The organism is Flavobacterium sp. HSC-32F16, assembly GCF_024171645.1.
Lineage (GTDB): Bacteria > Bacteroidota > Bacteroidia > Flavobacteriales > Flavobacteriaceae > Flavobacterium.
Map to the genome: position 1 here is coordinate 196,637 of NZ_JALKAC010000012.1, position 13,082 is coordinate 209,718.

General features: G+C 33.2%; 11 protein-coding genes. 5 read left to right on the forward strand and 6 right to left on the reverse strand.

The genetic code is table 11. The features are described 5' to 3' along the window. Positions 1-2: 2 nt before the first annotated feature. The 3 genes from L1276_RS24315 to L1276_RS24325 are packed head-to-tail and all read left to right on the forward strand — an operon-like array spanning position 3 to position 4,675. Positions 3-2,282 (forward strand): GH92 family glycosyl hydrolase, encoded by a 2,280-nt coding sequence (locus tag L1276_RS24315; RefSeq protein WP_253792406.1) that lies wholly within the window; start codon positions 3-5, stop codon positions 2,280-2,282. Positions 2,283-2,288: 6 nt separating this feature from the next. After that, positions 2,289-3,752, forward strand: coding sequence for a glycoside hydrolase family 125 protein (locus L1276_RS24320; RefSeq protein WP_253792407.1), 1,464 nt, complete (start codon positions 2,289-2,291; stop codon positions 3,750-3,752). Positions 3,753-3,775: 23 nt separating this feature from the next. Next, entirely contained in the window at positions 3,776-4,675 is a 900-nt protein-coding gene (locus L1276_RS24325; protein ID WP_253792409.1) for an ROK family protein, read from the forward strand. Positions 4,676-4,733: 58 nt separating this feature from the next. Here L1276_RS24325 and L1276_RS24330 read toward each other — a convergent pair whose 3' ends face one another. Continuing rightward, positions 4,734-5,363 carry a DsbA family oxidoreductase gene (locus tag L1276_RS24330; RefSeq protein WP_253792411.1) on the reverse strand — a complete coding sequence of 210 codons (630 nt, stop codon included), beginning with the start codon at positions 5,361-5,363 and terminating at the stop codon, positions 4,734-4,736. Between the two features lie 199 nt (positions 5,364-5,562). On the opposite strand from L1276_RS24330, the gene L1276_RS24335 reads away from it, so the two are divergent. Further along, positions 5,563-6,219 (forward strand): hypothetical protein, encoded by a 657-nt coding sequence (locus L1276_RS24335; RefSeq protein WP_253792413.1) that lies wholly within the window; start codon positions 5,563-5,565, stop codon positions 6,217-6,219. A 389-nt stretch (positions 6,220-6,608) separates the two neighbouring features. On the opposite strand, the gene dnaN is transcribed toward L1276_RS24335, so the two are convergent. The 5 genes from dnaN to L1276_RS24360 all read right to left on the reverse strand — a co-directional run bounded on the left by dnaN (position 6,609) and on the right by L1276_RS24360 (position 11,866). Next, positions 6,609-7,727, reverse strand: a complete 1,119-nt coding sequence (dnaN, locus tag L1276_RS24340) for a DNA polymerase III subunit beta (RefSeq protein ID WP_012024781.1) — start codon at positions 7,725-7,727, stop codon at positions 6,609-6,611. Between the two features lie 107 nt (positions 7,728-7,834). Continuing rightward, positions 7,835-9,520, reverse strand: coding sequence for a gliding motility-associated ABC transporter substrate-binding protein GldG (gldG, locus tag L1276_RS24345; protein ID WP_253792415.1), 1,686 nt, complete (start codon positions 9,518-9,520; stop codon positions 7,835-7,837). Continuing rightward, positions 9,520-10,245: a gliding motility-associated ABC transporter permease subunit GldF gene (gene gldF, locus L1276_RS24350; protein WP_253792417.1), complete on the reverse strand. Its 726-nt coding sequence runs from the start codon at positions 10,243-10,245 to the stop codon at positions 9,520-9,522. Before gldF ends, gldG begins: the two co-directional genes overlap by 1 nt. Positions 10,246-10,387: 142 nt before the next feature. Beyond that, positions 10,388-10,684, reverse strand: coding sequence for a putative quinol monooxygenase (locus L1276_RS24355; RefSeq protein WP_253792419.1), 297 nt, complete (start codon positions 10,682-10,684; stop codon positions 10,388-10,390). Positions 10,685-11,038: 354 nt separating this feature from the next. Next, the gene (locus L1276_RS24360) at positions 11,039-11,866 is read right to left on the reverse strand and encodes an S-adenosyl-l-methionine hydroxide adenosyltransferase family protein (RefSeq protein ID WP_253792440.1); all 828 of its coding nucleotides are present in this window, start codon (positions 11,864-11,866) and stop codon (positions 11,039-11,041) included. 182 nt (positions 11,867-12,048) lie between these two features. On the opposite strand from L1276_RS24360, the gene L1276_RS24365 reads away from it, so the two are divergent. Then, a complete protein-coding gene (locus tag L1276_RS24365) occupies positions 12,049-12,999 on the forward strand; it encodes a PhoH family protein (protein WP_089055972.1) in 951 nt (316 codons plus the stop codon). Positions 13,000-13,082 lie beyond the last annotated feature (83 nt).

Genomic DNA, 13,082 nt, shown 5'->3' on the forward strand with positions numbered 1-13,082 from the left:
CTATGAAAATAAAAAGTTTATTTTTTTTTGGATTAATACAGTATTGCATTTCTGTAAATGCACAAATTAAAGAACCCGTAGAATATGTAAATCCGTTAATGGGAACGCAGTCGCTGCACAATCTTTCAAACGGAAATACGTATCCTGCCATTTGCAGACCTTGGGGAATGAATTTCTGGACACCGCAAACGGGAAAAATGGGCGATGGCTGGGCATATACCTACACCGCAGAGAAAATCAGGGGATTTAAGCAAACGCATCAGCCATCGCCTTGGATGAATGATTACGGTCAGTTTTCGATTATGCCGGTTACAGGTAAATTGGCTTTCGCCGAAGAAGAAAGAGCAAGCTGGTTCAGTCATAAAGCAGAAGTTTCTAAACCGTATTATTACAGCGTTTATCTTGCTGATTATGATGTAACAACCGAAATTACGACAACTGAAAGAGCAGCACACTTTCAAATTACATTTCCAGAAAACGAGCAATCATCAATTGTAATCGATGCATTCGACAAAGGTTCATACATCAAAATAATTCCCTCCGAAAATAAAATTATAGGTTACACTACCCGTAACAGCGGCGGTGTTCCGGATAATTTCAAAAACTATTTTGTACTGCATTTTGATAAGCCATTTACGGCTAATTCTACATTTAATGATAAAACTTTAGAGAAAGATAAATTAGAATTAACCGCCAGTCATGCTGGTGCTGTTGTAGGTTTTAAAACTAAAAAAGGAGAAAAGGTAAATATAAAAATTGCATCCTCTTTTATCAGTTTTGAACAAGCTGAACTAAACTTAAAAAAGGAGTTAGGAACTGCCTCTTTTGAAGAAACTGTAAAGCAATCTAAAAATGAATGGAATAAAGTTTTAGGAAAAATAAAAGTAGAAGATAATAATGAAGATAAATTAAAGACTTTTTATTCTTGTTTATACCGCACCGTTTGTTTTCCGCAAAAACAATATGAAATAGATCAAGATGGAAAAATTGTGCATTACAGCCCATATAACGGAAAAGTTTTATCGGGATATATGTATGCAGGAACAGGATTTTGGGATACATTCCGTGCCTTATATCCTTTATTGAATCTGGTATATCCTTCAATAAATAAAGAAATGCAGGAAGGTTTAATAAATGATTACAAAGAAGGCGGATTTTTACCGGAATGGTCAAGTCCTGGCTTTAGAAATGTAATGGTTGGAAATAATTCTGCTTCTGTAGTTTCCGATGCTTATATCAAAGGATTGCGAGGTTACGATATCAATATTTTATACGAAGCTTTACAGCATGGAGCCAATAATGAAGGACCAATGGATGCTGTTGGACGTAAGGGAGTGCAGTATTATAATACTTTAGGATATGTTCCTTATGATGTTAAGATAAACGAAAACGCAGCCAGAACACTGGAATATGCTTATGATGATTTTGCAATCTGGAAATTAGCGAAGGCATTAAATCGTCCGAAAAAAGAAATTAATGTGCTTGAAAAGCGAATGATGAATTACAAAAATCTTTTTAATCCTTCTATAGGATTAATGAGCGGACGTAATAAAGACGGAAGTTTTCCGCCAAATTTCAATCCTTTTAAATGGGGAGATGCTTTTACGGAAGGCAACAGCTGGCACTACAGCTGGAGCGTATTTCACGATGTAAAAGGTTTAATTGATTTGATGGGCGGTGAGAAAAAATTCACGACAAAATTAGATGCTGTATTTACTACACCCCCAATTTTTGATGATAGTTATTACGGTTCAGTTATTCATGAAATTCGTGAAATGCAAATCATGAATATGGGACAGTATGCTCATGGAAATCAGCCTATTCAGCACATGATTTATTTGTACAATTATGCAGGAGAACCCTGGAAAACACAATATTGGTCAAGAGAAGTAATGAATCGTTTATACAAACCAACTCCAGACGGATATTGTGGTGATGAAGATAATGGACAGACTTCTGCATGGTATATTTTCTCAGCAATGGGATTTTATCCGGTTTGCCCCGCAACAGATCAATATATTCTGGGAGCACCATTATTTAAGAAAACAACTTTAGAATTTGAAAATGGAAAACAGCTTATCATTAATGCTCCTGATAATTCTGATATCAACAAATATGTAAATAAATTAAAATGGAATAATTCAGTTTACACTAAAAACTATCTTGATCATTTTGATTTGTTAAAAGGGGGAGAATTAGATTTTGATATGACAAATTCTCCAAATTTTAAAAAAGGTATAACAAAAGAAGATTATCCCTATTCTTATTCAACTTCAAAATAAAAATATATGCAGTCACGTAGAAAATTCATAAAAAATACAGGAATCTTTTCCGCAGGATTATTAGCAATGCAAACCGATGTTTTTGGATTTAATTCAGATGTTTTTCAGTTTCCTTTAAAAGATTTTGTAACCAAAAGACCGCCGTTAGCCGAAAGAAAATTTACAAGTAAAGCAGTCGAAGCCGCTATTGTAAAAATAAAAAAGCAAATAGCAAATCCTGAATTGGCTTGGATATTTGAAAACTGTTTTCCTAATACTTTGGATACAACTGTTGATTTTGAAATTATTGACGGAAAACCAGATACATATGTAATTACGGGAGATATTGATGCAATGTGGCTGAGAGATAGTACAGCGCAGATTTGGCCTTATATTCCATTTGTAAAAGAAGATCCTAAATTGGCGGAATTGGTAAAAGGGGTAATCAATCGTCAGGCAAAATGTATTTTACTTGATCCTTATGCAAATGCTTTTTATAAAGATTTTACCAAAGAAAGCGAATGGAAACATGACCTGACTAAAATGCAGCCCGGAATTCACGAAAGAAAATGGGAAATTGACAGTTTATGTTACCCTGTTCGATTGGCTCACGGATATTGGAAAGAAACAGGTGACATTAGTTTATTCGATGCAAAATGGAAAGAAGCTATGCTTTTGATTTTGCAGACTTTCAAAGAACAGCAAAGATTAGACGGCAAAGGAGGACCGTATAGTTTCCAGCGTCAAACGGCTTGGGCAACAGACGGAGTTCCGTTAGGCGGTTACGGTTATCCCGTAAAACCTTGCGGCTTAATTGTTTCTACTTTTAGACCAAGTGACGATTCTACTTTGTTTGGTTATCTAATTCCGAGTAATATGTTTGCAATTGAAATATTAGGTTATTTGATTGAAATTTTCTCTTTGCCAGCTTTAAAAGATACTCATTTAGTATCAAAAGCAGCAGAACTTAGAGATCAGGTTCAAAAAGGTTTAAACGAACATGGAATAATAGAGCACCCAAAATTCGGAAAAATTATAGCTTTTGAAGTAAACGGTTATGGCAGTTTCCATATGATGGATGATGCGAATGTTCCGTCATTATTATCATTGCCTTATTTAGGCGCTATTGCTCCAAACGATCCTTTATATCTCAATACCCGTAAAGTGGTGCTTTCAGAAAACAATCCATTTTTCTATAAAGGAAAAGCCGGAGAAGGTATTGGAGGTCCGCACACAGGAGTCGATACGATCTGGCCTATGAGTATTGTTTTAAGAGCCATTACAAGTGTTGATGAAAAAGAAATTAAAGGTTGCATCAGCAATTTAATTAAAACAAATGCCGATACAGGATTTATGCACGAATCATTTCATAAAGATGATGTAAACAAATTTACCCGTAAATGGTTTGCATGGGCCAATACATTATTTGGAGAAATGATTGTACATACGAGTATTCATTATCCTCAAATTTTAAAAGATAAAAATATCTAGTAGTAAAACCAAAACAAGCAAAAATGAATACATCTTACGCCATTGGGCTAGATATAGGCGGAACACATATTACAGCAGGAGTTATCAATAAAACTGAAATGAAAGTTATTGATTCTTCGATATATAAAGAATCGTTCAATTCTAATTTACCCGTAAATGAGGTAATTGATATTTGGAAAAATGTGATCAATACTGCAATTGAAAATTCAAAAGCTGAAAACATTATCGGAATAGCAGTTTGTATGCCAGGACCTTTTGATTATGAAAAAGGAATCTGCTGGATTAAAGATCAATCGAAATACGAACATTTTTACGGATTAAATGTTAGAGAATTACTTTTAGAAAGTCTGAATTTTTCACATGATTTTCCTGTTCTTTTTGAAAATGATGCGGTTTGTTTTGGAAAAGGAGAAGTTTTTAAACAGCAGGAAAACCTATCTAAAAAAGTAATGGCCGTTACTTTAGGAACCGGATTAGGTGCTTGTTTTATTGATAAAGGCGTATCCATAAGCACAGGTAATTCTGTCCCTGCAGATGGTGAAATATACAATCTCCTTTATAAAGAAGGTATTGCAGAAGATTATGTTTCAGCTCGGGGTCTTTTATCTAATTATAAATCTTTACAGAATATGGATCTCAATAATGGTTTGGAACTTTATAATTTAGCCATTAACGAAAATCAATCAGCGATAAAAGCCTTTGAAACACTTGGAGAAGATTTAGCTGAAGTTATTATTCCGTGGATAAAGGATTTTTCCGCAGATCATATTATTATTGGAGGAAAAATAGCCAATGCAAGCGACTTGTTTCTGCCTTCATTCAATAAAAAAATAAAAGAATCAAATTTAGAAATAATGGTTTCTGTTTCTATTGATAATGAAATTGCCGCCTTATTAGGAGCAGTAAGTTTCCTTTGTGATTAAGTTAAAACAAAAACGGATGAGTAAATTACTCATCCGTTTTTGTCTTTAATTAAAAATCTTATTTTAAACCTTCTTTTATGGTCTGAACAAAAGCTTCAACTGGCTGAGCTCCTGAAACGGCATATTTTCGATCAAAAACGAAAAAAGGAACTCCTTGAACACCAATTTCCTGAGCTTCGTTAATATCGTGTTCCACTTCTTTTAGATATAAAGTTTCGCTGTTTAATACTTCTAAAACATCCTTATTATCTAATCCGGCTTTTTCCGCCAATTCTATTAAAGTTGGTCCGTCGTTTAAATCCCTTCCTTCTGTAAAATAAGCTTTAAAGAAGATTTCTTCTATTTCATCGCCTAATTTTTTTGTTTTTGCCAATTGAATAATTCTATGAGCTTCTAAAGAATTTGAAATAACTGCTTTATCAAAATTATAATCCAAACCAACGCTTTTAGCGCGTTCTGCGACACCTTTATGCATTTCTTTTGATTGTTCAACAGACATCCCTTTTCGCTCCGCTAAATACGTATAAACGTCTTTTTCTGGTTGTGCCGTAATAGTGGGATCAAGCTGAAAGCTTTTCCACTCAATTTCAAATTCATTGTTAGGAAACTGTTCTAAAGCCGTTTCCAACTGTCTTTTTCCGATATAACAAAACGGACACATGATGTCCGACCAAATTTCTATTTTCATAATTACAAAGTTAAAAAAAATGTTTCAGGTTTGAAATTTTAGGCTTCATGTTCTTTACACCTTAATCAAAGCTTTTGAATATCAAAAAATATTCATTTCAAAATTGAAAAAAAACTTTTTGTATATAAAAATCAAGTATTTTTATTACAAAAAGTCGATAAAAACTAATCTATTGATTTATATAATTATAAAGCTTGTTATGAAGAAAAACATTTTCTATTTTTTGCTGATTTTATTTTCAATGCATTTAAATGCTCAAGTTAGGGCTTCTATTGATTTAGGGCTTTATCGTCATACAGATTTTAAAGAGTCTGGTTATATTCAAGGCGGATTGGGTTTAGAGGTTAAAGCTTATAAATTTTTAAAACCTGAGGTTGCAGTAAGTTATTACTACGGCAGTCTGGAGGACCACAACAAATTAGACGCATTGGGAAATACTACAAGTGCAGCGAAAGTGAATGGATCAGCTTTAAATTTTGGGTTTACACCTAAAATATGTCTTTCATGTGGTGAGTATGGCGCTGGAGATGCTCTTCTTCAAATCTTGCCTATTTATAATATATCAAGAATTGAAGCGCAGCAAAATTACACAACAATCAATCAGAACAATCCGTCTCAATCAAAAACAGAAAAGGATATTGTTACAGAATGGCAGCAATCTTTAGGTATTGGAATTGGGGTTGATATTATTCTTTCGGATAAAAATTATGATTCATTGGCTGTAAATCTATATTATACAGGTGTAAACATGGGAAAAGCTTTAGGTGAAGTAGAAAGTACCGAAACGAGATACGACAGCAGAACTTTAGGTTTTGGATTGAACTATTATTTCGGGTTTAAGAAGAAGATTGATTAAAAGACTGGTAAATTGTTTCAGGTTGAAATGTGATTAAACTTTGTGCTGATTTTTAAACGCAAAGTACGCTAAGATTTTTTGAGATAGTTTGCATTTACAATGCGCTAAGTTCGCAAAGCTTTGTGTGGATATAGCTTTGCGAACTTAGCGGTTTTATTAAAACCCTGCTCATAAATAAAACTTAGTGTGCTTTGCGTTAAAAAATTAAAGGACATGAAATTTTAAACCTGAAACAAAAAAACGTATTAAAATAAAAAACCGCAACTCTTTTAAAGAATTGCGGTTTCTAGGTATAAAAAATGGTTGGTTAATAGCGATATTTTTTTTACAATGATATGTCTTTAATTCCAAATTAAAAAAAATCCCTGTAACAAAAAGAAGTTTTGATGTTAACTATTTAACATTACGGGCATTACCAACATTGTTACTGTTTCACCTTCTTCTAAACCATCAGCAGGTGTTAAAATCCCTGCTCTGTTAGGTAATGACATCTCCAACATAATCACATCTGATTGAAGATTTGTCAGCATTTCGATTAAGAAACGTGAGTTAAAACCAATTTGTAAATCATCACCTTGATAATCACAAGTTAATCTTTCTTCTGCTTTGTTGGAGTAATCGATATCTTCAGCAGAAACATTTAATTCAGCTCCCGCAATTTTTAAACGAATTTGGTGTGTGGTTTTGTTTGAGAAAATCGCAACACGACGAACAGAACTTAAAAATAAAGAACGATCGATTAGTAATTTATTTGGATTTTCTTTTGGAATTACCGCTTCATAATTTGGGTATTTTCCGTCAATCAAACGACACATTAAGATATAATTGTCAAATGAGAAAGTCGCATTTGAATCGTTGTATTCAATTTTTACTTCAGCATCAGAGCTTCCTAAAATACTTTTTAAGATATTTAAAGGTTTCTTTGGCATAATAAAATCAGCTACCTGAGACGCTTTTACATCCGCACGAGCATATTTTACTAATTTATGAGCATCTGTAGCCACAAAAGTTAAACCTTCTGGAGAAAACTGGAAGAAAACCCCAGACATTACCGGACGTAAATCATCGTTTCCGGCAGCGAAAATAGTTTTACTTACAGCTGTTGCCAAAACATCAGCAGGAACTAAAGTTACAGACGGATCTTCAAGATTTACAGATTTAGGAAATTCTTCTCCGGCAGCATATGCTAGTGCATATTTTCCTGAGTTAGAACTAATCTCAACTGTATTATTGTCTTCAACTGTAAAAGTTAAAGGCTGTTCTGGAAATGTTTTTAAAATTTCAAGTAAAAGTTTTGCTGGTACAGCAACACTTCCTTTACTTGTAGAATCGATTGATAATGTAGCCGACATTGTGGTTTCAAGATCTGAAGCCGAAACAGTCAACTCATTATTGTCTAGTTCAAATAAAAAGTTATCTAAAATAGGAAGCGTATTATTACTGTTAATGACACTCCCCAGAACTTGTAATTGTTTTAATAAGTACGAACTCGATACTATAAATTTCATCGTCTTTTGTTTTATTTTTTGCTCTTTCTCTTAGTTTTTCTGTTACTAAGTAAGGTTTTACAAATATATCGTAAACATTCTTAGTTTCGCAAATTTTTTATTAACATCTATTTACTGTATTTTCTTTTTCTTATAAAGGTAAATACTAACCCGAAAACCAATAAAATAAGGATTGGAAGCCCGATAGTTATGAATTGTGTTATGGTATAATTTTCGTAAACTTTTTCCTTATCCAATAAAGGCAGTTCAACATCTTTACTTCTAATGTTAATAAGTCCAGTATCATCAAGAAGATAATTGATACAATTCATCATAAAATCTTTGTTGTCATATAATCTGCCTGTTCTCTGGTCATAGCCCAATTCAACAGGCATCCCATTTTTATCCAATTGATTTCTGGCAATATCACCATCAGCAACGATAATCATTTTTGTTGGTTTTCCTTTCGTCTGAAATGAATTTTCCTTAAAAGGCAAAATACGATTCTCAAAAGCCGACTGGAAACTGCCTTCTAATAAAACAGAGAGAACTAAATTTCCTTTGTTCAAATAATCTTTTGGAGAAGTTTCTTCTGTTACCATATTCAGATTGATTTCTGACGGCGTTCCAATTATTTTTGAATATTGAGAAGACTGCAGTAAAACTGTTTTTTTGATTCCGTTTTTCAAAGTATCAATAGGGCTTGCAAAATCGAATTTGATTCCACCTAAATTCTTTACAATAGAATGTTTGCTTGTTGGATATACTTCAGGAGCAAACTTCCATCTGAACTCCTGATATTGCGTTGCACTTCCTTGCTCTCCGGTGGCCAGTTTTATAGGACTTCCGTTTTCGTCCTTAACTAAATCAGGATTAATTCTAAACCCGTATTTAAAGAACATATCATTTAAATTCAAATCTCTCGGATAAGCCAATGTTGCCCCCGATGCATTATACAGGCTATCCATATCGGCAGCGACCTGATCGATCAGCCATAATGTTTTACCGCCATTCATAATAAACTGATCGAGAACTTCTTTTTCTTCATCTGAGAAAGTTTCGGTTGGCTTAGAGATAATAGCTAAATCATATTTTTTTAGGGCATTTAAAGTTCCGTTTGGATCTTTAGCAACAGAATCTAAAGTGAAAGGTCCAATGTAATAACTCTCTTTAATTTGTCGTAATAATTTACCAATATGAATTTCCGACAATTCACCATTTCCTTTTATAATTGCAACTTTCTTTTGCCTGTCTTTAGTAAGTTTATTAATCGCATCGGCAATTGAATATTCTAAATGCTGAATCGATCCAATCACTTTTTGAGCAGTCGAAGCACCCATTATGTTTTTTAACAAAGGAATGTTAACTTCTTTGTTGTTATAAACCGCAATTGCCCAAGGAAAAACCATTTCCTGAGATTGTTTTCCTTTATCGTCAACGGTAATATTTACAGGAGTTAATCCTTTTTGGTAAAGTGATTTTACTAATTCCATGCTTTCATCTTCGTTTTCCATTGGATTCACGAATTCAAAAACAATATTATTGTTATAAGCCTGAAATTCCTCTAATAATTGTTTGGTTTCCTGTTGTAAACGTCTAAAATCTGCGGGAAGTTGTCCCTGCATATAAATTTTGATCGATAAAGGGTTTTTAACCTGTTTAACTATTTTTAAAGAAGTTTCAGATAAAGTATATCGTTTGTCTTTGGTCAAATCAAAACGATGAAAAAATAAACTTCCAAGAACATTTAAAACAATTAAAATGAAAATTGTAATACCTAATGTTTTTAAATTTAATTTATTAGATGCCTTCATTACGCTTTAAAAGATTTTAATTGATAAACGGTAAAAGATAAAAACAAAACGCTGATGCTTAAAAAGTAAATTACATCGCGGGTATCAATAACGCCTCGGCTCATGCTTTTAAAATGATCCTGCATTCCAAATGCCGAAATGATATTCGATTGTTCTGGAATTAATGACGCTATTCCTTCGAAACCAAAATAAAACAAAAAGCATAGAAATACGGCAATTATAAAAGCAACGATTTGATTTTCTGATAGAGTAGAAGTGAAGATGCCGATTGCAGAATATGAAGCAATTAAAAATAATAATCCAAAATAAGAACCAATTGTACTTCCCATGTCGATATTTCCTTCGGGTAAGCCTAAACTTGAAATTACTTGCACATAAATGAAAGTTGGAATAATTGCCAAAATAATCAGGAAGAATGAACCTAAAAATTTTCCGTTTACAATTTCCCAAATCGATAGTGGTTTGGTTAAAAGCAGTTCAAGAGTTCCCTGTTTTCTTTCGTCAGAGAAACTTCTCATGGTTACAGCCGGAATCAGGAAAATTAAAATCCAAGGAGCTAAAGTGAAAAACGGAGTCAAATCGGCGTACCCTGTATTCAATATATTGAAATCTCCCTCAAATACCCATAAATATAATCCATTGCTGATTAAGAAAACCGCAATGACCAAATAGCCGATAGGAGAGCCAAAAAAAGATTTTATTTCTCGTAAAATGATTGATTTCATTTGTGTTTTTTGTTTTTATTGTTTCAGGTTTCAAGTTGCTTTACTTTGCGAACTTTATGTTTTATTAAAACCTTATAAATATAATCTTTGCGTTCTTTGCGGTAAAATTTTAGGCTGTTCAATTAACTTGAAACCTGAAACTTTAAACTAAAGAAACCAATTTATCCACACTCCACGCTTCTGGTTTTGCATTGAATAATTTTTTTGTAAAATCCCAAACGGTATTAAATAATTCAGATTGTCTGTAATTTTCTAAATCTTCTTCGGTTTCCCAATAACTATAGGTAAAGAAAATACATTTATCATTTTTATCCTGATATAATTCTAAAAAACGATTTCCGTCTGCATTTCGTATTTTATCTTTTACCGATTCAAAATTCTCCAGAAAATCTGGAATTTTTTCTTCGTGAAAACTCATTTTTACTATTCTTACGAACATATTATAATTTTAGATTTCTGATTTTAGATTGAAAATCGTTTACAGGTGCGCAAAAATACCAAAATTGATTGTTCTTTTTAAGAAAAAATAAAATATTATAAAACCATTTTTTCGGATACTGATATCGTAAAGTATTTCAAACATAGCCCGCGGTTCGACCGTGGGGACAATGCGTATAATAATGTATTCAGAATGTGTTCCCGTGGTTGAAAACGAGGGATATGTTATAATGCAATGGAATAAACTCCTTAGTGAGAATAACATTAAATAGATAAATATCAGTGTAAATCCGCTCAAACAGCAAAATCTGCGGGCTATTTAAACTAAAATCTGAATTCTAAAATCTGAATTTTTTTACGAAAACTTAATCGTAATCACATCACGATAATTCAATCCCAATAAACTATTAGCAGAACCTACTTTAGATGGGTTACTTCTAAAAATGGCAATTTCAAGGAAACCGGCTTCGTTAAAAATAGCCAGTTTTTCGCCTTCATACGTTTTAATAGGATATTTATCTGAAGTTGCGATATCAGAATAATTAGGCAGAATTGTTTTGATACTTTTTGGCTTCATTACAATTTCATAAGGACGTCCTTTTGCCACCTCTAAAAATTGCTGTTTTGAAATATTCGTGACCACGTTTCCAAAATGATCAATATAAATAACGTAACCTTTTAATGAGTTTCCGTCGGCAGCAACTACAGGCTGTAATTCGGTTACTTCTTTTACTGCTTGAATTTCTTTCCCAATAACATTCAATAAACCGCCTTTTGCAATATGGCAGGCAACCTGAATAAAAATATCCAAATCACTGAATTCAATTGGAAAACGATCATGAATATTAATTTCGACAATTTTTTGTGGTACAATCTTCTGCGTAAGCATGCTTAAAATTCCGTTATCGGCACAAATAAAAAAATGATCGTTCCATTGCATGGCAATATGCTGGTTCTCTTTATTGCGTTCAATATCGACTCCAATTAAGTGTACAGTTCCTTTTGGAAAGCTTAGATAGGAGGCACCAATAACGTAACTTGCTTCGGCAGTATTAAAGGGGTCAATATCATGTGAAATGTCAATAATTCTGGCATCTGAAAGTTCAGAAATTATTTTACCCTTCAGCGAACCAACAAAGTGGTCTTTTAAGCCGTAATCAGTAGTAAGGGTAATTATTGACATCATTTTGTTTATAACTATTGGTAGTATTTAACTCGAATTTTTATTAAATTTGAGAAATGCAAATCTAGTAATACTAAATGCAAATTGAAAGCAGAAAAGGCAAATTGCATTTAAAGATATGAACATACCCGACAGCAATAGATTTTCAAAACAAATTTATTTTTAATTTAAATTTATCTCATTTGAACGAAAGAATTATCGAGCTAATAGACATCGCTCCAAAAGACTTTTGGGGCGCGCAGGACTCTCATCTTGAAATAATTAAAAAGTACTACCCGAAGCTTAAAATCGTAGCGCGAGGGACCACTTTAAAAGCCTTTGGCGAAAAAGAAGTTTTAGATGAATTCGAAAAGAGATTTCAGAGGCTTATGCTTCATTTTACCAGATACAACAACATTGACGATAATGTAATTGAACGTGTAATTATGAGTGATGGTCAGGATGAAAAAAAAGCATATGATCATGACAAAATATTAGTTCACGGAGTTGGCGGTAAGATTATTAAAGCCATGACACCCAACCAGCAGTTACTGGTAGATACCATTAAAAAAAATGACATGGTATTTGCAATTGGGCCAGCCGGAACGGGAAAAACGTACACAGGTGTTGCAATGGCTGTTAAAGCGCTTAAAGATAAAGAAGTAAAAAGGATTATATTAACGCGTCCGGCGGTAGAAGCAGGAGAAAATCTTGGTTTTTTACCCGGCGATATGAAAGAAAAATTAGATCCTTACATGCAGCCTCTTTATGATGCTTTACGCGATATGTTACCCAACGAAAAGCTCGAAGATTACATTTTAAAAGGAATTATTCAGATTGCGCCTTTGGCATTTATGCGCGGACGTACGCTTGACAATGCCTTTGTAATCCTGGATGAGGCGCAAAATACAACGCATTCACAAATGAAGATGTTTTTGACGCGTATGGGAAAAAACGCCAAGTTTATGATTACAGGAGATCCTGGTCAGGTCGATTTACCACGCAGAACTATTTCGGGTCTTAAAGAAGCTATTTTGGTTCTTAAAGATATAGACGGTATCGGAATTATTTATCTTGATGATAAAGATATCGTACGTCACAGATTAGTGAAAAAGGTAATCGACGCTTATAAGCAAATAGAAAACCACGACTAATTTCGTGTGTAGATGGTTAATGAATGTTTAATAAATTCTGCCACAGATTAAAATGATTCTCACAGATTATAAAAATCATTTTA

Bases quoted from the DNA above. Each gene is read 5' to 3' on its own strand.
- L1276_RS24335 (WP_253792413.1), top strand. From the start codon at position 5,563: ATGAAGAAAAACATTTTCTATTTTTTGCTGATTTTATTTTCAATGCAT.
- L1276_RS24315 (WP_253792406.1), top strand. From the start codon at position 3: ATGAAAATAAAAAGTTTATTTTTTTTTGGATTAATACAGTATTGCATT.
- L1276_RS24360 (WP_253792440.1), bottom strand. From the start codon at position 11,866: ATGTCAATAATTACCCTTACTACTGATTACGGCTTAAAAGACCACTTT.
- L1276_RS24355 (WP_253792419.1), bottom strand. From the start codon at position 10,684: ATGTTCGTAAGAATAGTAAAAATGAGTTTTCACGAAGAAAAAATTCCA.
- gldF (WP_253792417.1), bottom strand. From the start codon at position 10,245: ATGAAATCAATCATTTTACGAGAAATAAAATCTTTTTTTGGCTCTCCT.
- L1276_RS24325 (WP_253792409.1), top strand. From the start codon at position 3,776: ATGAATACATCTTACGCCATTGGGCTAGATATAGGCGGAACACATATT.
- dnaN (WP_012024781.1), bottom strand. From the start codon at position 7,727: ATGAAATTTATAGTATCGAGTTCGTACTTATTAAAACAATTACAAGTT.
- gldG (WP_253792415.1), bottom strand. From the start codon at position 9,520: ATGAAGGCATCTAATAAATTAAATTTAAAAACATTAGGTATTACAATT.
- L1276_RS24330 (WP_253792411.1), bottom strand. From the start codon at position 5,363: ATGAAAATAGAAATTTGGTCGGACATCATGTGTCCGTTTTGTTATATC.
- L1276_RS24320 (WP_253792407.1), top strand. From the start codon at position 2,289: ATGCAGTCACGTAGAAAATTCATAAAAAATACAGGAATCTTTTCCGCA.